Origin of the sequence: Xylophilus sp. (genome assembly GCA_009914555.1) — a bacterium.
Lineage (GTDB): Bacteria > Pseudomonadota > Gammaproteobacteria > Burkholderiales > Burkholderiaceae_C > WNDY01.
Genome location: WNDY01000014.1, coordinates 16,407 through 37,258, shown reverse-complemented (window position 1 = coordinate 37,258; position 20,852 = coordinate 16,407). Strand labels below are relative to the sequence as shown.

Genomic DNA, 20,852 nt, shown 5'->3' with positions numbered 1-20,852 from the left:
CTGCAGCATGGCCGGTCTCGCGCAGGCGGCGCGAGAGCCGGCTGTAGACCATCGCATGCTTGCCGTCGTGCAGGTGGATGCCGGCGCGCCGGTAGATCAGGCCCTGCACGCGGGTGAAGTCGGCCGGGGTCCAGGCGAACTCGCGCGCCCCAGCGGGCTCGGCGGGGCCGGCCGCAGGCAGGGCTGCCGCGCTCCGGCTGGTGGCGACCGTCGTCATGGCCCCGGGACGGGTCAGACCAGCCCCATGTCCACGCCGGACATCAGCGCCTCGATGTCCAGCAGGATCAGCATGCGCTCGCCGATGGTGCCCAGGCCGACGATGCTGCCGTTGTCGATCACGCTCTCGACCTCGGGCGCGGCCTTGATCTGGTCGGCCGCGAGTTCCATCACGTCGCTGACCGAATCCACCACGATGCCGACCACGCGGTTGCGCAGGTTGAGGATGATGACGACGGTGAAGCTGTTGTACTCGGCCTGCGCGCAGTTGAACTTCAGCCGCATGTCCACGATCGGCACGATGGTGCCGCGCAGGTTGACCACGCCCTTGATGAACGGCGGCGCGTTGGCGATGCGCGTGGGCGGCTCGTAGCCGCGGATCTCCTGCACCTTGAGGATGTCGATGCCGTACTCCTCCTGGTCGAGGCGGAAGGTCAGGTATTCGCGCGCCGCGGCGGTCGCGGCCTCGGTCGAGGCATCGGCGGTTTTTTCGAGCACGGCCATGTCGGCACTCCTGGATTTCTTGTGTCGTTCGTTCAATGCCGCGAGCGGCGGACCAATGCGCTGGTATCGAGGATCAGCGCCACCCGGCCGTCGCCGAGGATGGTGGCGCCCGAGACGTTGGACACCTTCTTGTAGTTCGATTCGAGGTTCTTCACCACGACCTGCTGCTGGCCGAGCAGTTCGTCGACCAGCAGCGCCACGCGGCTGCCGTCGGACTCGACCACGACCATGATGTTGTTGGCCGACTCGCCGGCGTCGGGCCGCGGCACCTGGAACACGCGCTCCAGCTCCACGACCGGCATGTATTCGTCGCGCACCTTCACGAGCTGCGAGCCCTGGGCCACGGTGCTGACCGCGCTGCCGCCGACCTGGAACGACTCGACGACCGAGGACAGCGGCAGGATGTAGACCTCGTCGGCCACGCCGACCGACATGCCGTCCATGATCGCGAGCGTGAGCGGCAGGCGCACCGACACCTTCATGCCGTAGCCTTCGGACGAGTCGATCTCCACCGTGCCGCCGAGCGCGGTGATGTTCTTCTTGACCACGTCCATGCCGACGCCGCGGCCGGAGACGTCGGTCACGACCTCGGCGGTGGAGAAGCCCGGCGCGAAGATGAGCTGCCAGACGTCGGCGTCGCTCATCTGGTCGGACACGTCCAGGCCGCGCTCGCGCGCCTTGCCGAGGATCCTGTCGCGCGACATGCCGCGGCCGTCGTCGCGCACCTCGATGACGATGGAGCCGCCCTGGTGCGCGGCCGACAGCGTGATCGTGCCGTGCTCGGGCTTGCCCGCGGCGAGGCGGTCGGCCGGCAGCTCGATGCCGTGGTCGCAGCTGTTGCGCACCAGGTGGGTCAGCGGGTCGGTGATCTTCTCGACCAGGCCCTTGTCGAGTTCGGTCGCCTCGCCGTGGGTGACGAGCTCGACCTTCTTGCCGAGCTTGCCGGCCAGGTCGCGCAGCATGCGCGGAAAGCGGCTGAACACGACCGACATCGGGATCATGCGGATCGACATGACCGATTCCTGCAGGTCGCGGGTGTTGCGGTCGAGGTCGGCCAGGCCGGCCAGCAGCTGCTGGTTGGCTGCGGCGTCCAGACCCTGGCTGGTCTGCGCCAGCATGGCCTGGGTGATGACCAGTTCGCCCACGAGGTTGATGAGCTGGTCGACCTTGCTGACGGCCACGCGGATGGTGGTGGCTTCGAGGTGCGCCTGGCTGCCGCCGCCGGGCTTGGGCTCGGCCGGCGCACGGACCGGCGCCGGGCGCGTCGCCTCGGCCGGGGCGGGCGCGGCTGCGGCCGGCGCGCCGGGCGCGTCGCCGAAGAAGCCGAAGCCCGCGTCCGCGGCAGGCGCCGCTTCGGCGGCGGCCGCCGCGGCCGCGCCGCGCGGGGCGATCGCCACCTGCTCCTTCGACACGTGGAAGGCGAACAGGTCGAGCAGGTCGTCGTCGGTCGAGGTGGTCTCGACGGCGAACACGCGGGTGTCCGGCCGGTCCGACGGCAGATCCTCGATGGTGCCGAGGCCCGGGATGTCGCGGAACAGTTCCTTGAGCGCGTCGGCCTGCTCCAACTGCTCGACCGGGCCGATGCGGATCTCCAGCTGGCGGGCGCCGCCGGGCGCGGCAGCCGGTGCCGCAGCGGCGGGCGCAGGGGCGGGAGCCTGCGGAGGCGGCGCGACCGGCGCGGCAGCCGGCACCTGGCCGGCCGCCAGCTCGGCGATGCGGCGCACCAGGTCGGTCGTGACCACGGCTTCGCCTTCGCCGCCGGCCTGGTGGCGGGCCAGCAGGCTGCGGCCGGCGTCGGCCGATTCGAGCAGCACATCGACCATCTGCGGGATCGGCTGCAGCTCGTGGCGGCGCAGGCGGTCGAGCAGCGACTCCATGTGGTGGGTCAGCTCGGCCACGTCGGAAAAGCCGAACGTGGCCGCGCCGCCCTTGACCGAGTGGGCACAGCGGAAGATGCTGTTGAGTTCCTCGTCGTTGGCACTGCCGAGGTCGAGGTCGATCAGCGCCTGTTCGAGCTGGTCGAGGTTCTCGCCGGCCTCCTCGAAGAAGATCTGGTAGAACTGGCTGAGGTCGAAGTCCGCGCCCGAACCTTCCTGGTGGATGTCACCCATTGCGGGCTCCTCTGTATCGCATTGTTGTTGTCCGGCCGCCGCGGGGCGGCCTCCTCAGTTTCGGCTCAGCGGATCACTTTCTTGATGACTTCGATCAAGCGGTTCGGATCGAAGGGCTTGACCAGCCAGCCGGTGGCGCCGGCGGCGCGGCCGGCCTGCTTCATCTGGTCGCTGGACTCGGTGGTCAGAATCAGGATAGGCGTGGTCTTGAAGTCGGGGTGCTCACGCAGCCTGCGGGTGAGGCCGATGCCGTCGAGGCGCGGCATGTTCTGGTCGGCCAGCACCAGGTTGATCGCGTGCTGCTGCGCCTTCTCGTAGGCATCCTGGCCGTCGACGGCCTCCACGACGTTGTAGCCGGCACTGGTCAGGGTGAACGACACCATCTTCCGCATCGAGGGCGAGTCGTCGACTGCGAGGATAGTTTGCATGAAAGGGGCTCCGGGAAGGCTGCAATGGGGTGAACGGTGGGGCGCCTGCACGGCAGGCGTTGCATGGGGCTCAGAACAGGTCGACGGAACCGGCGTCCATCTCGCTCTGGGTCACGGGGTTGGGCCGCTCGGGCACCATGTCGGTGAACGGCGCGGCCTCCTCGCCCTCCTCCTGGCCCATGGCCTCGGAGGCGATGCGGAAGGCGCAGCCCTGCAGCACCTTGGTGGTATGGAGGATGAGCTGGGAGGCCATGTCCTGGAACTGCAGCTCGGTCACCGCGCCGCGCAGGTTGCTGCGCACCTCGGCCAGCGCGCTGGACTGGCCCACGACCGCGTCGCTCAGGCCCTGCGTGGCGGCGGAGAAGCGCTCCAGCAGATTGTCGGCCGCATGGTTGAGCAGGTTTTCGAGCCGGTGCAGGTCGTGCATGACGACGAGCAGGGAATCCTGCAGTTCGGCCGCGACCAGGACGGAAAGGCGCGCGCCTTGCGGCTCGGGCGTCGAATCTAGTGACTGCATCGTTTCTCCATCGCCCCTCGGCAGGCCGTGCGGCCTGCGGCACCACCATCAGCAAATTCCGGACTCCAGGCGCTCACTTGTATCCGAAGGTTATCGGCCGGAATCGAATTTAACTGAGTCTTTCGTGCGAATCGGCGGGGGAAACACCCACGCCGCCGCTCGGCACGCCTGCGACCCCGCTCTGGCGGCGCCTATGATAGCGGGCCTTATGCCTGCTCTGCCGTGACCGAGGAACCGCTGCGCCTGCTGCACCTGGAGGACTCCGAGGCCGACCATGCGCTGGCCTGCATCGCCCTGCGCCGCGCCGGGCTGGCGTTCACGGTCGAGCGGGTCGACACGCTGGAGGACTTCGCCGGCCGGGCGGCCGCCGGCGGGCTCGACGCCATCCTGGCCGACTACCGGCTGCCCGGCTTCACCGCGCTCGACGCCTGGGCGCTGCTGGCCGCCGAGTCCGGCGCCCCGCCCTTCATCCTCGTCTCCGGCGCCATCGGCGAGGCCGCCGCCGTCGAGGCCATGCGCCAGGGCTTCGCCGACTACCTGCTCAAGGACGACATCGGCCAGCTCGCGCGGGTGATCCGCCGCTCCATCGAGGTGCACGAGGCCCGCCGCACGCGCGAGGAGGCCACCCGCGCGCTGGCCGTGTCGCAGCGCCGCCTGGCCGAGCTGGCCGAGCACCTGCAGACCTCGATCGAGCAGGAGCGCGCGGCCATCGCCCGCGAGATCCACGACGACATCGGCGGCTCGCTGGCCGCGGTGCGCATCGACCTGGCCTGGATCGGCCGGCATGCGGCCGACGACGCCATGCGCGAGCACGTGGACAGCGCCGGCGACATGCTCCAGCACGCCATCGGCGCCAGCCAGCGCATCATGCGCGACCTGCGGCCGGCCGTCCTCGACTCCGGCCTGGTGGCCGCGGTGCAGTGGCTGGCCGGCGCCTTCGAGCGCCGCACCGGCGTGCCGGCCACTGTGCGCGCCGCCGACGAGCGCATCGACGTGCCGCCGGACCTGCGCCTGGTGGCCTACCGCACGGCGCAGGAAGCGCTCACCAACATCGCCAAGCACGCGGCCGGAGCCACCCGGGTGCAGATCGACATCGCCGGCAGCGGCGGCCTGCTCACGCTCGAAGTGGCCGACGACGGCCCCGGCCTGCCCGCGGGCGCCGCGGACAAGCCGCGCGCCTTCGGCCTGCGCGGCCTGCACGAGCGCGCCCGCACGGTCGACGGCTGGCTCGACGTGAGCAGCCGGCCGGGCCAGGGCACGTCGATCGTGCTGTCCATTCCGCTGGCCGACGCGGAGGCGCCGCCGTGATCCGCGTGATGCTCTGCGACGACCATGCCGTGGTGCGCCGCGGCATCCGCGACACGCTGGCCGAGGGCATGGACATCGAGGTCGTCGGCGAGGCCGGCAGCTACCCCGAGCTGCGCGAGCTGCTGCGCCGGGCGGAATGCGACGTGCTGCTGCTGGACCTGAATCTGCCGGGCCGCGGCGGCATCGAGGTGCTGACCAGCCTGCGCGAGACGCACCCGGGGATCAAGGCGCTGATCGTCTCGATGTACCCGGAGGACCAGTACGCCCTGCGCTGCCTGCGCGCCGGCGCCCAGGGCTACGCGAGCAAGGCGGCCGACCCGGCCGACCTGATCGGCGCGGTGCGCACGCTGGTGCAGGGCCGCAAGTATCTCACGCCCGAGGTCGCCCAGCTGCTGGCCGACAGCGTGGCCCAGCCCACGCCAGCCCAGCCGCACGATGCGCTGTCGGAGCGCGAGCTGCAGACGCTGCTGAAGATCGCCTCCGGCAGGCGGCTGGCCGACATCGCCGAGGAGCTGATGCTGAGCCCCAAGACGGTGAGCGTCTACCGCGCCCGGGTGCTGGAGAAGCTCAGGCTGGCCAACAACGCCGAGCTGACGGTCTACGCGATCCGCAACAACCTGGTGTGACACGGCGCCGGCTTGCACCCCCCGAACTTTCCATGAGGCATGCCAATGCCCGTGAAATCGAGAAAACCCACCGGCTGGATCGACCCCGATGACGCGCCGGAACTCACGGACGAATTTTTCGCAAAGGCAGCGCACATGATCGGAGACCGGGTGGTGGGCGAAGAAGAGTTCGCCTGGGAATTCAAGAAGCGCCTGGGCCGCCCGCCCGCCGAAGTCAAGCGCCCCACGCTCAACATGCGCATCGATCCGGACGTGCTCGCGGCCCGCAAGGCCTCGGGCCGCTGACCTCAGCGCTGGCTGGCGAACAGGTCGATCGCCTGCTGCATCAGCGCCAGCACCGGGTGCTCCAGCATCGGCAGCGTGGCCAGGATGCCGACCAGGCCGACGGTCAGCGTGACCGGAAAGCCCACGGCATAGATGTTCATCTGCGGCGCCACGCGCGAGATGATGCCGAGCGCCAGGTTGGTGAACAGCAGCAGCGCGATCATCGGCAGCGCGATCCACAGCGCGCTGGAGAACAGCGACGTGCCCAGGTCGAACAGCCGCACCGCATTGACCTGCTGGAGGAAGTGGCCGTCCACCGGGAAGCTGTCGAAGCTGCGCACCACCGCCATCAGCACCAGCAGGTGGCCGTTGATGACGATGAAGAGCAGCGTCGTCACGTTGCCGAAGAAGCGCGATACCGCGCTCACCTGGGCATTGCTCGACGGGTCGAAGAACGAGGCGAAGTTCAGGCCCATCTGCAGGCCCACCAGTTCGCCGGCCAGCTCGACCGCGGCGAACACCAGCCGCACCGCGAAACCGATGGCCAGTCCCACGCCGACCTGCTGCACCACGGCGCCGAGCGCGCCGCGGCCGTTGACGTCGATCACCGGCTGGCCCCCCAGGATGCCCTGGGCGCACAGCGCCACGAAGAGGGCCAGGCCGATGCGCGCGCGCACCGGAATCGCCCGCATCGAGAACACCGGCGCCACGCTGAACAGCGCCAGCACGCGCAGGAAGGGCCACAGCACCGGCGACAGCCAGGCCATGATCTGCGCCTCGGTGAACGTGACCACGCGGCCGGCCGCTAGAGGATGACCGAGGGGATCGACTCGATGGTGCGGCGGATGTAGTCCACCAGCGTGGTCAGCATCCACGGGCCGAACATCGCGAAGACGACCACCGCGGCGATCAGCTTGGGCACGAAGGCGAGCGTCGCCTCGTGGATCTGGGTGACCGCCTGGAACAGGCTGACCAGCAGGCCCACGGCCATCACCGCGCCGAGGATAGGCATGGACACCACCAGCAGCAGCGTCAGCGCGTCGCGCGCCATCGTGAGAACCATCTGGGCGGTCATGGCACGAAGCTCGCCGCGAGCGAGCCGAGGAGCAGGTTCCAGCCGTCGGCCAGCACGAACAGCATGAGCTTGAACGGCAGGGCCACGAGCACCGGCGACAGCATCATCATGCCCAGCGACATGAGGATGGAGGACACCACGATGTCGATCACGAGGAACGGGATGAAGATCATGAAGCCGATCTGGAAGGCCGACTTCAGCTCGCTGGTGACGAAGGCCGGCACCAGCACGCGCAGCGGCGCGGTCTCGGCCGTCGCCGCCGCGTCGAGTTTGGCCAGCCGCTTGAAGAGGGCGAAGTCCGACTGCCGCGTCTGCTTGAGCATGAAGCCGCGCATCGGCGCCTCGCCGCGCGCGAGCGCCTGCTCGAAGGTGATGGCGTTGGCGGCATAGGGCACGTAGGCATCCTGGTACACGCGGTCGAGCGTCGGTCCCATGACGAACAGCGTGAGGAACAGCGACAGCCCGATGATCACCTGGTTCGGCGGCGCCGACTGGGTGCCCAGCGCCTGGCGCAGCAGCGACAGCACGATGACGATGCGGGTGAAGCCGGTCATCATCAGCAGCAGCGCCGGCAGGAAGGACAGCGCGGTGAAGAACAGCAGCGTCTGGATCGGCACCGAGTAGCTGGTGCCGCCCGCGCCCGAGCCGATCACCAGCGGCAGCGCACCGCCCTGCTGCGCCGCGGCGGGCAATGCGGCCAGAAGCAATACTCCCCCCGTTAATGCCATGTAGTGCACGGATGGCGCGCGCTTCACGCACATACCCCTCATGGCTGCTCCGCCTGCTGTACGCGCGCGAGTTCGCCCGCGAACGGCGCCTGCGGCGGCGGCGCGGCCGGTGCCGCGCCGGGGGAAAGCGGCACGGTGTGCAGGCACTGCACGGTCTGCGGCGTCACGCCCAGCACCAGCCAGGCCCGCGCATGCGCGGGCCCGACCTCGACCGTCACCACCCGCTGCTGCGGCCCGACGGCCAGCGCCGAGACCACGCGCGCCGCGCCCGCGCCGGCCGCGCCGCCGAGCAGCCGCTGCTGCTGGAGCCGCCGCACGAACCACGGCAGCGCCGCGAGCGCGGCGACGAAGGCGATGACGATCAAGAGGGTCTGGGTCATCCCGGGATGCTAGCCGCGGCTGAGGCGCTTCAGGCGTTCCGAGGGCGTGACCACGTCGGTCAGCCGGATGCCGAACTTGTCGTTGACCACCACCACCTCGCCCGGGGCGATCAGGTAGCCGTTGACCAGCACGTCCATCGGCTCGCCGGCCAGCGCGTCGAGTTCGACGATGGAGCCCTGCGCGAGCTGCAGGATGTACTTGATCGGCACCTTGGTGCGCCCCAGTTCCACCGAGAGCTGGACCGGGATGTCCAGCACCATCGAGATGTCCTGCCCGTCGCCGGTGCCGCCGCCGAAGGGCCGCGCGGCGTCGCCGGCCAGCGGGCCGCCCTGGTCGGTGGGCGCCTCGGCCTGCTTCTGCTCCTCGAGCGCCTCGGCCCAGGCGGAGAGGTCGTCCTCGACGCCGCCGCCGCCGTTGTTGTCGCCTTCAGTGGACATCGCGTTCTCCGATCCAGTTCAAGTCGCTGCCGCGCAGACATTCCTCCACGCGGATCGCGTACTTCGCGTTGTGGGTGCCGTACTGGCAGTCGAATACGGGCACGCCGCCGATCGACGCGCGGATGCGCGGCTGGCGGTCGAGTTCGATGAAGTCGCCGGGCTTCATCGCCAGCAGCTGCTCCACCGTGGCGTCGGCGCGGGCCAGTTCGGCCACGAGCGTGACCTCGGCCGACTGGATCTCGCGCGTGAGCACGCGCACCCAGCGCCGGTCCACCTCGATGGAGTAGCCCTGCACCGACGAGTACAGCACGTCGCGGATCGGCTCCAGCGTGGCATAGGGCATGCACAGGTGGATGGCGCCGGCGATGTCGCCGATCTCCAGGTGGAACGCGGTGGACACCACGATCTCGCTGGGCGTGGCGATGTTGGCGAACTGCGGCTGCATCTCCGAGCGCTGGTAGTCCAGCTCGATCGGGTAGATGCCCTGCCAGGCCTTCTTGTACTCGGTGGCGATCACCTCGACCAGCCGGTTGATCACGCGCTGCTCGGTGGCCGAGAAGTCGCGGCCCTCGATGCGGGTCTGGAACTTGCCGATGCCGCCGAACAGCGTGTCGATGATGCCGAAGACGATCGACGGCTCGCACACCACCAGGCCGCTGCCGCGCAGCGGGCGGATGGCCACGATGTTGAAGTTGGTGGGCACCGCGAGTTCGCGCAGGAAGGCGCTGTAGCGCTGCACCGCCACCGTGCCGACCGAGATCTCGGGGCTGCGGCGGATGAAGTTGAACAGGCCGATGCGCAGGTTGCGCGCGAAGCGCTCGTTGACGATCTCCATCGTCGGCATGCGGCCGCGCACGATGCGCTCCTGGCTGGAGAGGTCGTAGTCGCGGATGCCGCCGGTATCGACGGCCTCCTGCTCCAGGCGCTGGCTCTCGCCGGTCACGCCCTCCAGCAGGGCATCGACCTCTTCCTGCGACAGGAATGATTCGCTCATGGGAGATTCCTCGCCTTACTGGATGATGAAGCTCGAGAAGAGCACCCTGCGCACCGGGCTCGGCGCGGGGGCGCGGCGCGGCGGCTCGTCGTCCTCGTCCTCCTCCACGCCTTCCTCGCGCGGCCGGGGCTTGCGGGCCTTGGGCTCCGGCAGGCCAAGCGGCTTGGAGACCTCGCGCAGCACGTCGGCGGCGAGCTTGTCCTTGCCCTCGCGCGTCAGCAGTTCCTGCGAGGTGCGCTGCGACACCGCCATCAGGATGCCGCTGCGGATCGCCGGCAGGTAGACCTTGACCCGCTCGGCCGTCTTGTCGTTGTCCAGCTCCAGCGTGATGCCGATCTGCGCGAAGCGGTCGCCGCCCGGGTCGGCCAGGTTCACGACCATGTTCTCCATCGCGAGGAAGGTCGGCACCGCCTTCGGGTCGGCATGCGCGACCGCGGCGGCCTGGGGCTCGGCGCCCTCCTCGTCGTCGGCATGGGCCTGGCGGCTCTTGACGAACCAGGCCGCGCCGCCCGCGGCCGCAAGCACCACGACGGCCAGGCCGATGACCAGCGGCTTCTTGTTCCTGGGCTTGGCGGCTGCGTCGGCAGCGGAAGGGGCAGACACGATGGTGGTGCCTTGCGGCGGGCGTCCGGCCGGCGGCCGTGGAAAGCGCGGGCTCTCCACGGGCGCACGGCCGGTCTGGACTGGGCTCGATTATTGGCGCGCAGCCGGTCGACGATCGCCAGAATAGCGCGGCAAAGACCCTTTTTACCGGCGGCGCAGCCGGGCGGCGCGCCTGCGGCAAATGCCCGCCGCAAATAACGATGCTACGCAATCGCGCCAGCGGGAATGCGGCGCATCGATAGCATCGACTGCGCCCCTTTTCGCCCTACCGCGACTTCCCGCGCCGACGATGACCGTGCTGCACCTGCCGAACCGAACCCTCCCGCGCGCCCTGATCGGCCTGGCGCTCGCCGCCGCGCTCGCCGGCTGCTCCAAGACCCCGTCCGCCGCCGCCCCGGCCGCCAGCGCCCAGGCCGACACGCCGGTGCAGGGCGGCACGCTGGTCTACCTGGAGCAGCAGGCCCACACCAACCTGTATCCGCCGGCCGGCGGCTTCTATCCGAACGGCGGGGTGCTCAACCAGATCACCGACAAGCTGACCTACCAGGACCCGAAGACGCTGGAGATCCAGCCCTGGATCGCCGAGTCGTGGACGGTCAACGGCAACGCCACCGAATACTCCTTCAGGCTGCGCAGCGGCGTGACCTTCTCCGACGGCACGCCGCTCGACGCCAACGCGGTCGCGAAGAACTACGACACCTACGGCCTGGGCAACAAGGCGCTCAAGCAGCCGGTGTCGGAAGTCATCAACAACTACGAGCGCAGCGAGGTCATCGACCCGCTGACCGTCAGGTTCCACTTCAAGGCGCCCTCGCCCGGGTTCCTCCAGGGCACGTCGGTGATCGGCTCCGGGCTGGTGTCGCTGGCCACGCTCGCGCGGCCGTTCGACGAACTGGGCGACGCGACCCGGATCATCGGCTCCGGCCCGTTCGTGGTGGCCGGCGAGACGCTCGGCAAGGAACTGGTGCTCAAGGCCCGGCCTGACTACCGCTGGGGTCCGGCCAGGCTGGCGCACCAGGGCCGCGCGCGGCTCGACGAGATCAGGTACGTCGTCACGCCCGAGGACAGCGTGCGCATCGGCGCGCTGCTGGCCGGCCAGGCCGGCCTCATCCGCCAAGTGCAGGCCTATGACGAGAAGCGGGTGCAGGAGAAGGGCTTCATCATCTACGCGCCGCCCACGCGCGGCGTGAACAACGGCGTCTACTTCCGCCCCGACAACGCCCTCGTGTCGGACGTGCGGGTGCGCCAGGCCCTGCTGCACGCGGTCAGCACCGAGGAGATCGTCAAGACGCTGTTCTCGTCCAACTACCCGCGCGCCACCTCGGTGATCGCCTCGACCGCCGCGGGCTATACCGACCTGTCGGCCAAGCTGGCCTACGACCCCGAGAGGTCGAAGCAGCTGCTCGACGAAGCCGGCTGGAGGCTGAACGCCGCCGGCCTGCGCGAGAAGGACGGCCGGGTGCTGGAGCTGTCGGTGCTCGAATCGCTGCCGCAGCCGCAGAACAAGGAGGCCCTGCAGCTCATCGCCCAGCAGTGGTCCAGGATCGGCGTCAAGCTCAACGTCATCCTGGCCGGCGACGCCGGCAGCCGCACGGTCGATGCGCTGGACCCCGAAAAGACGCCGCTGCACGCCGGCATGGTCGGCCGCGCCGACCCGGACGTCATCAAGAGCCAGTTCTACCCGACCAACCGCAACGTGCTGCTGCAAAAGGGCGGCGTGAGCCAGAAGGTCAAGGACTTCACCGATCCCCGGCTCAACGGCCTGCTCGAAGCGATCGCCTCGGAAACCGATCCGGCCAAGCGGCTGGCGCTCAGCGGCGAGGTGCAGAACTACCTCGTCGACCAGGCCTATGCGATCCCGATCTTCGAGGAGCCGCAGGCCTTCGCCGGCGCCCCGCAGGTCAGGGAGGTCGGCTTCGAGGCCGTGGGCCGGCCCAGCTTCTACGACACCTGGCTGGCGAAAAAATAGCCGGGCCCGGCGCCGATGGCACGCCATCTGCTGAGCCGCGCCGGCCAGGCCCTGCTGGTGCTGTGGGCGGCGTTCACCGCCTCCTTCGTGCTGCTGCAGTTCCTGCCGGGCGACGCGATCCTGATCAAGTTCCTGAACCCGGACCTTGGCCTCGGGCCGCAGGAGATCGCGGACATCCGCGCGGCCTACGGCGCCGACAGCCCCGCATGGCGGCAGTACCTGCACACGCTGGGCAACTTCCTGACCGGCGACTTCGGCTATTCGGTGCAGTCGGGCGTGCCGGTGCGCCACGGCCTGGCGGTCAACCTGCCGCCGACGCTGCGGCTGGCCGCGCTCGGCTTCGCGCTGGCGCTGCTGCTGGCGCTGGCGCTGTCCTTCGCCGCGCAGCTGACCCGGCTGGGCTGGCTGCGCTCGCTGCTCCGGACGCTGCCGTCGCTGTTCATCTCGGTGCCGGTGTTCTGGCTGGGCATCATGCTGATCCAGGTGGTGTCGTTCCGGCTGGGCTGGGTGCCGGTCATCAACCCCGGCCCGTGGGAGGGCCTGGTCCTGCCGACGCTGACGCTGGCGGTGCCGATCTCCGCGCCGCTGGCCCAGGTGCTGCTGCGCAACATCGACGCGGTGCGCGCCCAGCCGTTCGTGGCCGTGGCCCGGGCCAAGGGCGCGTCGTGGCGCTGGGTGCTGCTGCACCACGTGGCGCGCAACGCCGTGCTGCCGGCGCTCACCATCGCCGGCGTGCTGTTCGGCGAACTGCTGGGCGGCGCGGTGGTGACCGAGGCGGTCTTCGGCCTCAACGGCCTGGGCAGCCTGACGCAGCAGGCCGTGAGCAGCCAGGACACGGCCGTGCTCCAGGCCATCGTCGTCATCTCGGCCACGGCCTTTGTCCTGATCAACCTGGCGGTGGACCTGCTCTACCCGCTGCTCGATCCGCGCCTGCGCCACCGCAGCGCGTTCAAATGAAACATCCCCCCGAGCGGCTGCGCCGCTCCCCCCTTCTCTCTACGCGCTTCGCGCTCCGGGTAGGGGGGCGACGCCAGCGCTGCGGGGCGGCCCTTGCGCGGCGTCTGCTGGCCTTTGGCCGTGGCGGTTTCATGCGCTGCGGGTGGCGCGTGAGCGCCGTGACCATGAATAACTGACATGTCCTCCATCTACCCTTCCCCGACCGCCGCGCCGCCTGCCGGCCGGCATGCCGCGCGCATTCTGCGCACGCCACCGGGCCTGCTGCTGGCCTGGCTGGTGATCGCTGCGGTGCTGGCCTGGGCGGTGGCGCCCGGCTGGTTCACCAGCCACAGCGCCACGCTGGGACAGGCCGGCCAGCAGCTGCAGGCCCCGGGCGCGGCCCACTGGCTGGGCACCGACGCGCTGGGCCGCGACGTCTATGCGCGGCTGGTGTACGGCGCGGTGCACTCGCTGACAGGCGCGTTGCTGGCCGTGGGCATCGGCCTGGCCGTCGGCACCTTGCTGGGCCTGGTGGCCGGCGCCGCCGGCGGGTGGGTGGAGGACGCGGTCATGCGCCTGGTCGACGTGCTGCTGGCCGTGCCCTCCCTGCTGCTGGCGCTGTCGGTGATCATCATCCTGGGCTTCGGCCCGCTGAACGCGGCCATCGCCGTGGGCGTGACCTCGGTGGCGAGCTTCGCCCGGGTGGTCCGCTCCGAGGTCGTGCGGGTGCGCCGCTCCGAATACGTGGAAGCGGCCTTCGGCAGCGGCGGGCGCTGGTGCAGCGTGCTGTGGCGCCATGTGCTGCCCAACTCGCTGACCTCGGTCACGGCGCTGGCGGCGCTCCAGTTCGGCTGGGCGATCCTGCAGATCGCGACGCTGGGCTTCCTCGGCTACGGCACGCCGCCGCCCACGCCCGAATGGGGCCTGCTGATCGCCGAGGGCCGCAACTACGTCGCCACCGCCTGGTGGCTGACCACGGCGCCGGGGCTGCTGGTGGTGGCCGTGGTGCTGTCGGCCAACCGCATCGGCGCGGCCATCGCGCAGGGGCGCGCATGACGGCGGCAGCTGCAGCGGCAGTGCTCGAAATCGACGACCTCGCGGTCGCCTACCGCGAGAAGCACCAGCCGCCGCAGCGGGTGGTGCACGGCGTGTCGTTCTCGGTCGCGCCGGGCGAGGTGGTGGCGCTGGTGGGCGAATCCGGCTCGGGCAAGACAACCACGGCCCAGGCCGCCATCGGACTGCTGGCCGACAACGGCGTGGTCGAAGGCGGCACGGTCCGCATCAATGGGGTGGACGCGACGCGCTGGCCCGAATCGCGCTGGACGGCCCTGCGCGGCGCGGCCGTCAGCCTGGTGCCGCAGGACCCGGCCAGCTCGCTGAACCCGGTGCGCACCGTGGGCGACCAGGTGGCCGAGATCCTGCGCATCCACCGCGCGGGCGACCGCCGCACCGCCGCGGAGCGTGCCGTGGAGCTGCTGGCCCGCGTGGGACTGCCGCAGCCGGAGCTGCGGGCGCGGCAGTATCCGCACGAGCTCTCGGGCGGCATGAAGCAGCGCGTGCTGATCGCCATCGCGATCGCGCTGCGGCCGCAGCTCCTCATCGCCGACGAGCCGACCAGCGCGCTCGACGTGACGGTGCAGCGCCGCATCCTCGACCTGGTGGACGACCTGCGGCGCGAGACCGGCACGGCCGTGCTGCTGGTCACCCACGACCTGGGCGTGGCGGCCGACCGGGCCGACCGCATCGTCGTGCTGCAGGGCGGCCGCATCCAGGAGCACGGGCCGGCGCACGCCGTGCTCGGCCGGCCGCGCAGCGCCTACACCCGGCAGCTGCTGGCCGATGCGCCGTCGCTGTCGCCCACGGCCTTCCGCGCCCACCGCCCGTCGGGCGAGGGCGATGCGATCGTGGTGCAGGACCTGGTGCACGACTTTCCCGGCGCCCGGCGCGGCGCGGCCTTGCGCGCGGTGGACAGCGTGTCCTTCCGCGTGCGGCGCGGCACCACGCATGCGCTGGTCGGCGAATCGGGCTCGGGCAAGACCACGACGGCGCGCGGCGTGGCCGGCTTCCACCGGCCGACCGGCGGCCGGATCCTGGTCGAGGACACCGACCTGGCCACGCTGCGCGGCGAGGCGCTGCGGCGCTTTCGCCGCACGGTGCAGCTGGTGCACCAGAACCCGTTCAGCTCGCTCGACCCGCGCCAGACCGTCTTCGGCATCATCGAGGAGCCGCTGCGCAACTACGAGCCGATCGCCCCTGCGGAGCGCGCCCGGCGCGTCCACGGCATCCTCGACCGCGTGGGCCTGCCCGCCGCCGTGCTGCCGCGCCGCCCGCATGCGCTCTCGGGCGGGCAGCGCCAGCGCGTGGCCATCGCCCGGGCGCTGGTGCTGCAGCCGCAGGTCGTGGTGCTCGACGAGGCGGTGTCGGCGCTGGACGTGACGGTGCAGGCGCAGATCCTGGCGCTGCTGGAGGAGCTGCAGCGCGACCTGGGCCTGACCTACCTGTTCATCTCGCACGACCTGGCCGTGGTGCGGCAGGTCGCCGACACGGTGTCGGTGCTGCAGGGCGGCCGGCAGGTCGAGTCCGGGCGGGTGGAGGACGTCTTCCTGCGTCCGCAGGGCGACTACACCCGCGAGCTGATCGCCGCGATCCCGGGCCGCCGGCATGCGGCCGGGGCCGCCGCGCCAGCGGCCTGGACCGGCTGAACCGCCTTCAGGCGAACACGTCGAGCGTGCGGTCGGCCGTGCCGGGGCGGGGCCGGGCGGCGGCCGTGCCGGCGCCCCCGCCCGCCGCCGCCACGGTGGCGACGCGGCCGGTGCGGGCGCCCTCGCGGCGGCTGCCCTCGCCCTGCCGGCCGCCGGCGCCGGCCTGCGCCGCCGCGGTGTCGGCGCCGGGCGTGTCCACCGTCACGCCGGAGAGCACCAGGCCCTCGGCCTTCAGCAGGTCGCGCAGGTGGCCGGAGCCGGCATCGAGCAAATCGCGGGTCTGGGCCTGGTCGCTGCGGAAGGCGACATGGGCCTCGTTGCCGGTCACTGCGATGCTGACCTCGACCTTGTGGCCGAACGGATCGAGCACCAGCTCGGCGTTCTGCCGGTCCTGGCCGATCCAGTAGCGGACCTGCTCGGCGACCAGCTCGCCGCCCGAGGCGCCCGACACGTCGACATGGGCCGGCGCGGCGCCCGGCATGCCGGCCGGGGCCGGCGAGGCATGGCCCGCGCCATCGACGACCAGCGATGCGCCGGCTGCGGACTGCACCGGCGACGCGGCCGCCAGCCCGTCGGCCGGAGGACCGGCACGATGGGTCTCGCTGCGTTCGGCTTCGCGCAGGCCGTCGGGCGCGGCGGCCGCGGCGGCCAGCGGCGCGAGCGCAGCCTGGAGGACGGCGGTGGAGGCTGGATCGGTGGCGCGCGCGGCGTCCGCCGCGCGACTGGCCGTCGCGGCCGATGTCGCGGTGCAAGCATGGTTCGATGCGGAACCCGCGGCAGAAACTGCCGCGCCGCCGGCGCCGGCTGCGGCGCGCGCCCCGCGCTGCAACGCGGCCTGTCCGGCTCCGGTGGCGAATGGGTCGCCAGCGGGCGGCTGCCCCTGCTGCTGGGCCAGGGTCTGCTGGATCTGCGCCAGGATGCCGCCGTAGCCGGCCACGCTGCCGGGCTGGCCGCCGGCTTCGGCGGACGGCCCTTGGGCGCCGGGCCCGGCCAAGCCGTCCCGGGCCGGTCCAGCACCGGCGCCGAGAACGGCGTCCGCGCCCTGCGCCGCGCGATCGCCGGCACCCGCGGCGACCGTGGCGGCGGCCGAAGCCGCGGCGGCTGCGGCAGCCGCAGCTGCACCGGCATCGGGCATGCCGGCCTGCAGATCGGACGCAGCGGGCTCGTCCTGGGCCGCGAGGGCATCGGCGGCGCCGTCGGCAGCCTCCGGATCCTGCGCGCTCAGCAGGGCGAAGAAGCCCTGCACGCCCTCGGTGGCCGGGCCGCCCGCGGCGGCGTCCGGCGCAGCGGCTGCGGCCTTCGCGCGCGCGCCGTGCACAGCGGCGTATGCGCCGGGCGGACTGGATGCAGCCTGGGTCTTTTCCATGTCGATGCTCCCCTCGTTCTTCGGTTCGGTACTCAGCTCCAGGGGCCGCCGGCCTGCAGGCGGCGGCGGTGCTGGAGTGCGGCCATCTCGTCGAGCTGCTTCTGCTCGCGGCGCTGCTGGCTGCGCTCGGCCTCGCGGGCGCGCTGCCCGGCCAGCTTGCGCAGGCTGGCCACGCGCAGCTCGGCCTCGGTCAGCGCGCGCCGGGCGCCGTCGACGTGGTCCGCATGCCGGGCCATCACCTCGGCCTGGAGGCCGACGGCATGCTGCAGCCGGGCCATGAACTGGTAGTGGTGTCCCATGACCTCCGGTGACCGGACAGTATGGGGCTGGATCCCCCATTTGGCTTGTGTCTCACCAGCATACCCCTGCAACTGATCGAGCTGTGCCTGGGCGGCCTGCTGGTGGCCGACGGCCTGCGCCAGGCGCTGGCGCGCGGCATCGCGCCGGCGTTCGGCCAGCTCGATCGCGACGGCGAGGGCGGAGGGCTGGGCCATCGTCGTCAGGCGCCGAGCGCATGGCCCATGCCGGCCAGGCTGTCGTCGAGCGACGCGGCCTCGTGCATGTCCTGCTGGAGGAAGTACGACATCTCGGGATGCAGCCGGATGGCCTCGTCGAGCGCCGGGTCGGAGCCGTGCGCATAGGCGCCCACCTGCACCAGGTCGCGGCTCTTCTGGTAGCGCGACCAGACCGCGCGGAAGCGCCGCGCCAGGTCGAAGTGGGCCTGGGGCACCACGCTGTGCATCACGCGCGAGGCCGACTGCTCGATGTCGATGGCCGGGTAGTGGCCGCTCTCGGCGAGCGTGCGCGAGAGCACGATGTGGCCGTCGAGGATGGCGCGCGCCGCCTCGGCGATCGGGTCCTGCTGGTCGTCGCCTTCGGAGAGCACGGTGTAGAACGCGGTGATCGAGCCCACGCCGTTCAGGCCGTTGCCGCTGCGCTCCACGAGCTGCGGCAGCCGCGCGAAGCAGCTCGGCGGATAGCCCTTGGTGGCCGGCGGCTCGCCGATGGCCAGCGCGATCTCGCGCTGCGCCATGGCATAGCGCGTGAGCGAATCCATGAGCAGCAGCACGTGGCGGCCCTGGTCGCGGAACCATTCGGCCACGGCCGTCGCATAGGCCGCACCCTGCATGCGCAGCAGCGGCGGCGCGTCGGCCGGGGCGGCGACGACGACGGCGCGTCGCCGGCCTTCCTCGCCGAGGATGTCCTCGATGAATTCCTTGACCTCGCGGCCGCGCTCGCCGATCAGGCCCACGACGATCACGTCGGCCTGGGTGTAGCGGGCCATCATGCCGAGCAGCACGCTTTTTCCCACGCCCGAGCCCGCGAACAGGCCCAGCCGCTGGCCACGGCCGACGGTGAGCAGCGCGTTGACCGCGCGCACGCCGGTGTCGAGCGGCTCGCGCACCGGGTCGCGGTCCATGGCGTTGATGGGGCTGCGGTCGGGCGGCTCGGCGCTCACGTTCTGCAGCGGGCCGCCGTGGTCGAGGGGAATGCCCTGGGCATCGACCACGCGACCGAGCAGGCCGTCGCCGAGCGGCAGGCGTAGCACGCCCACGCCGCTCGGCGGGCGGCCGGGCTCGCCCAGGCGCGGCACGGGGATGTAGGGGGCGGCCGGCTCCACGCTCGCGCCGCTGGAGAGGCCGTGGATGTCGCCCGCCGGCATCAGGTAGGCCCGGTCGCCCGCGAAGCCGACCACCTCGGCCAGCACCGGCGCCTGCGGCGGCGGCGCACCGGCCGCTTCCGGCATGCGCACCAGGCACTGCGAGCCGACCGGCACGTGGATGCCCGAGGCTTCGAGCACCAGCCCGGTCAGCCGCGTGAGCGTGCCGCGCGCGGCCAGCGGCACGCCGGCGGCCACGCGCGACCGCGCCTCGCCGAAGAAGTCGCGCCACAGCGGGGAGGCTGCGGGGGATTCAGCGGTCGCCATCGCCGTGCGCTCCGCCGGTGTCTTCCCAGTCCGATTCCAGCCCCAGCGTGGCGACCGCGCGGCGCCAGCGGCTGCCGAGGCTGCCGTCGACCACCGTGCCGGCGGCCTCGACCAGGCAGCCGCCGGGTGCGACGGCGGCGTCGGCCTGCCAGCGGATGGCCGCGCCACCGGGCGCGCCGACGGTGAATTCGTCGCGCAGCGGCTGCTCGACCACCTCGAAGTCTTGCGGGTTCAGCCGCACCGTGGCCGGGCTGCCCTCAGCCACCAGCAGGCCGAGCGCCTCGCGCACCACCGGCTGCAGGGCGTTGGGGTTGACCGACAGTTCCTGCCGCACGACCTGGCGCGCGATCTCGCAGGCCAGCTGCAGCACTTCCTGCGCCATGCCCTGCTCCAGCGCCTGGAGCCGTTCGGCGACGGCCTCGGCGGCCCGCGCCAGGCGCTCGGCCGCGGCGCGGCCCTCTGCAGCGATGTGGTCGTCCAGGCGCTGCTGCCATTCGAGCGCGGCGGCGGCGCGGCCTTCCTCCACGCCGGCGGCATGGGCGGCCTCGCGGTCGACCGCATGCTCGGCGGCCAGCCGTTCGGCCTGGGCGGCCAGCGCGGCCTCGTCGACCACCGCCGCGGCGGGCGCGGCCGCCGCCTCGACGGGCAGCAGCGGCAGCAGGCCGCCTGTGCCGTCCATCGGGCCGAAGCGCCAGGGCACGACGGTGCCGACTTCCTCGCGCGGGATGAAGCGTGCGTAGGCGTTGTGGCGCGAGCGGCTAGACGAAACTGTCGTCACCGCCGCCTCCGATCACGATCTGGCCTTCGTCCGACAGGCGCCGCACGGTCTTGAGAATCTCCTTCTGCTGGGCCTCGACCTCCGACAGCCGGATCGGGCCGCGCGATTCGAGATCCTCGCGCAGCGATTCGGCCGCGCGGGTGGACATGTTGGCCAGGAACTTCTCGCGCAGCTCGGGCTGGGCGCCCTTGAGCGCGACGATCAGCGTTTCGCTGGCGACCTCGCGCAGCGTGAGCTGGATGGCCTTGTCGTCGAGCTTGAGCACGTCGTCGAAGATGAACATCTTGTCCATGATCTTCTGTGCCAGGTCCGGGTCGTGGCTGCGGATGGTCTCCAGCACCGCGCCTTCGGCGTTGGAGCCGAGCCGGTTGATCATCTCGGCGGCCGTCTTCACGCCGCCCAGCGAACTCTTGCGCACCTTGTCGCCGCCCGCGAACACATTGAACAGCACCTCGTTCAAGTCCTTGAGCGCCGTCGGCTGGATGCCTTCGAGCGTGGCCACGCGCAGCAGCACCTCGGCGCGCTGGCGGTTGCCCAACTGCACCAGCACGTCGGCGGCCTGGTCGTTGTCGAGGTGGACCAGGATGGCGGCGATGATCTGCGGATGCTCGTTGCGCAGCAGCTCGGCCACCGACAGCGGATCCATCCACTTCAGGCTCTCGATGCCCGAGACGTCGCCGCCCTGCAGGATGCGGTCGATCAGCAGCGAGGCCTTGTCGTCGCCGAGCGCGCGCTTGAGCACCGCGCGCACGTAGTTGCTGGTGTCCGACACCAGCAGGCTCTGGCGGGTGGCCGCGTCGGTGAAACGGCCGATGACCTCGTCGACCCGGTCGCGCGGCACCGCGCGGGTGCGGGCGATGGCCTCGCCGAGCTTCTGCACCTCCTTGGGCGAGAGGTGCTTGAAGACTTCGGCGGCCTCCTCCTCGCCGAGGGACATCAGCAGGATGGCGGCGTCGCTCAGGCCCTGTTCATCCATGGCGGA

Annotated in this window: 23 protein-coding genes and 1 pseudogene; 7 read left to right on the top strand and 17 right to left on the bottom strand. The window is 71.6% G+C overall.

Annotation, left to right across the window (positions count from 1 at the left end; genetic code table 11):
- Positions 1-7: 7 nt before the first annotated feature.
- The 5 genes and pseudogenes from GAK38_RS09120 to GAK38_RS09100 form a co-directional block, all read right to left on the bottom strand.
- Positions 8-217: pseudogene (locus tag GAK38_RS09120) on the bottom strand (chemotaxis protein CheR); the annotation flags it as partial.
- Between the two features lie 14 nt (positions 218-231).
- On the bottom strand, positions 232-720 hold the full coding sequence (locus tag GAK38_RS09115; protein WP_325343419.1) for a chemotaxis protein CheW: 489 nt from the start codon (positions 718-720) through the stop codon (positions 232-234).
- A 32-nt stretch (positions 721-752) separates the two neighbouring features.
- Positions 753-2,831 (bottom strand): chemotaxis protein CheA, encoded by a 2,079-nt coding sequence (locus tag GAK38_RS09110; RefSeq protein WP_325343418.1) that lies wholly within the window; start codon positions 2,829-2,831, stop codon positions 753-755.
- 65 nt (positions 2,832-2,896) lie between these two features.
- Entirely contained in the window at positions 2,897-3,259 is a 363-nt protein-coding gene (locus GAK38_RS09105; RefSeq protein ID WP_325343417.1) for a response regulator, read from the bottom strand.
- Between the two features lie 70 nt (positions 3,260-3,329).
- Positions 3,330-3,776, bottom strand: coding sequence for a hypothetical protein (locus GAK38_RS09100; protein ID WP_325343415.1), 447 nt, complete (start codon positions 3,774-3,776; stop codon positions 3,330-3,332).
- A 222-nt stretch (positions 3,777-3,998) separates the two neighbouring features.
- Between GAK38_RS09100 and GAK38_RS09095 the strand changes: the two genes are divergently transcribed.
- The 3 genes from GAK38_RS09095 to GAK38_RS09085 are packed head-to-tail and all read left to right on the top strand — an operon-like array spanning position 3,999 to position 5,995.
- A complete protein-coding gene (locus GAK38_RS09095; protein ID WP_325343414.1) occupies positions 3,999-5,084 on the top strand; it encodes a hybrid sensor histidine kinase/response regulator in 1,086 nt (361 codons plus the stop codon).
- Positions 5,081-5,710 (top strand): response regulator, encoded by a 630-nt coding sequence (locus tag GAK38_RS09090; protein ID WP_325343413.1) that lies wholly within the window; start codon positions 5,081-5,083, stop codon positions 5,708-5,710. Before GAK38_RS09095 ends, GAK38_RS09090 begins: the two co-directional genes overlap by 4 nt.
- Positions 5,711-5,749: 39 nt before the next feature.
- On the top strand, positions 5,750-5,995 hold the full coding sequence (locus GAK38_RS09085) for a BrnA antitoxin family protein (RefSeq protein WP_325343412.1): 246 nt from the start codon (positions 5,750-5,752) through the stop codon (positions 5,993-5,995).
- Positions 5,996-5,997: 2 nt separating this feature from the next.
- On the opposite strand, the gene fliR is transcribed toward GAK38_RS09085, so the two are convergent.
- Genes fliR through GAK38_RS09050 form a run of 7 tightly spaced genes read right to left on the bottom strand, consistent with a single transcriptional unit; the run spans position 5,998 to position 10,192 of the window.
- Positions 5,998-6,768 (bottom strand): flagellar biosynthetic protein FliR, encoded by a 771-nt coding sequence (gene fliR / locus GAK38_RS09080; RefSeq protein ID WP_325343411.1) that lies wholly within the window; start codon positions 6,766-6,768, stop codon positions 5,998-6,000.
- An 11-nt stretch (positions 6,769-6,779) separates the two neighbouring features.
- Complete coding sequence (gene fliQ, locus GAK38_RS09075; RefSeq protein WP_325343409.1) at positions 6,780-7,049, bottom strand: flagellar biosynthesis protein FliQ; 270 nt, start codon at positions 7,047-7,049, stop codon at positions 6,780-6,782.
- Entirely contained in the window at positions 7,046-7,777 is a 732-nt protein-coding gene (gene fliP / locus GAK38_RS09070; RefSeq protein WP_325343407.1) for a flagellar type III secretion system pore protein FliP, read from the bottom strand. Before fliP ends, fliQ begins: the two co-directional genes overlap by 4 nt.
- 38 nt (positions 7,778-7,815) lie before the next feature.
- Complete coding sequence (locus tag GAK38_RS09065; protein ID WP_325343405.1) at positions 7,816-8,157, bottom strand: FliO/MopB family protein; 342 nt, start codon at positions 8,155-8,157, stop codon at positions 7,816-7,818.
- 9 nt (positions 8,158-8,166) lie between these two features.
- On the bottom strand, positions 8,167-8,595 hold the full coding sequence (fliN, locus tag GAK38_RS09060; RefSeq protein ID WP_325343403.1) for a flagellar motor switch protein FliN: 429 nt from the start codon (positions 8,593-8,595) through the stop codon (positions 8,167-8,169).
- On the bottom strand, positions 8,585-9,589 hold the full coding sequence (fliM, locus tag GAK38_RS09055) for a flagellar motor switch protein FliM (RefSeq protein ID WP_325343401.1): 1,005 nt from the start codon (positions 9,587-9,589) through the stop codon (positions 8,585-8,587). The genes fliN and fliM overlap by 11 nt, the downstream gene beginning before the upstream one ends.
- A 15-nt stretch (positions 9,590-9,604) precedes the next feature.
- Positions 9,605-10,192 carry a flagellar basal body-associated FliL family protein gene (locus tag GAK38_RS09050; RefSeq protein ID WP_325343399.1) on the bottom strand — a complete coding sequence of 196 codons (588 nt, stop codon included), beginning with the start codon at positions 10,190-10,192 and terminating at the stop codon, positions 9,605-9,607.
- A 289-nt stretch (positions 10,193-10,481) separates the two neighbouring features.
- Here GAK38_RS09050 and GAK38_RS09045 point away from each other — a divergent pair, with 289 nt between their 5' ends.
- The 4 genes from GAK38_RS09045 to GAK38_RS09030 all read left to right on the top strand — a co-directional run bounded on the left by GAK38_RS09045 (position 10,482) and on the right by GAK38_RS09030 (position 15,799).
- Positions 10,482-12,161, top strand: a complete 1,680-nt coding sequence (locus GAK38_RS09045; protein WP_325343397.1) for a TIGR04028 family ABC transporter substrate-binding protein — start codon at positions 10,482-10,484, stop codon at positions 12,159-12,161.
- 15 nt (positions 12,162-12,176) lie between these two features.
- Positions 12,177-13,118 carry an ABC transporter permease gene (locus GAK38_RS09040; protein ID WP_325343395.1) on the top strand — a complete coding sequence of 314 codons (942 nt, stop codon included), beginning with the start codon at positions 12,177-12,179 and terminating at the stop codon, positions 13,116-13,118.
- A 177-nt stretch (positions 13,119-13,295) separates the two neighbouring features.
- Positions 13,296-14,153, top strand: a complete 858-nt coding sequence (locus tag GAK38_RS09035) for an ABC transporter permease (protein ID WP_325343393.1) — start codon at positions 13,296-13,298, stop codon at positions 14,151-14,153.
- Complete coding sequence (locus GAK38_RS09030; protein ID WP_325343391.1) at positions 14,150-15,799, top strand: dipeptide ABC transporter ATP-binding protein; 1,650 nt, start codon at positions 14,150-14,152, stop codon at positions 15,797-15,799. The genes GAK38_RS09035 and GAK38_RS09030 overlap by 4 nt, the downstream gene beginning before the upstream one ends.
- Before the next feature lie 7 nt (positions 15,800-15,806).
- On the opposite strand, the gene GAK38_RS09025 is transcribed toward GAK38_RS09030, so the two are convergent.
- From GAK38_RS09025 to fliG, 5 genes are read right to left on the bottom strand one after another with little or no spacing between them, the layout of a single operon-like run.
- Positions 15,807-17,165, bottom strand: coding sequence for a flagellar hook-length control protein FliK (locus GAK38_RS09025; protein WP_325343389.1), 1,359 nt, complete (start codon positions 17,163-17,165; stop codon positions 15,807-15,809).
- A 32-nt stretch (positions 17,166-17,197) separates the two neighbouring features.
- The gene (fliJ, locus tag GAK38_RS09020; RefSeq protein WP_325343387.1) at positions 17,198-17,659 is read right to left on the bottom strand and encodes a flagellar export protein FliJ; all 462 of its coding nucleotides are present in this window, start codon (positions 17,657-17,659) and stop codon (positions 17,198-17,200) included.
- A 5-nt stretch (positions 17,660-17,664) separates the two neighbouring features.
- Entirely contained in the window at positions 17,665-19,092 is a 1,428-nt protein-coding gene (gene fliI, locus GAK38_RS09015) for a flagellar protein export ATPase FliI (protein ID WP_325343385.1), read from the bottom strand.
- Positions 19,079-19,870, bottom strand: coding sequence for a FliH/SctL family protein (locus tag GAK38_RS09010; RefSeq protein ID WP_325343383.1), 792 nt, complete (start codon positions 19,868-19,870; stop codon positions 19,079-19,081). The genes fliI and GAK38_RS09010 overlap by 14 nt, the downstream gene beginning before the upstream one ends.
- Positions 19,851-20,846, bottom strand: a complete 996-nt coding sequence (fliG, locus tag GAK38_RS09005) for a flagellar motor switch protein FliG (RefSeq protein WP_325343381.1) — start codon at positions 20,844-20,846, stop codon at positions 19,851-19,853. Before fliG ends, GAK38_RS09010 begins: the two co-directional genes overlap by 20 nt.
- Positions 20,847-20,852 lie beyond the last annotated feature (6 nt).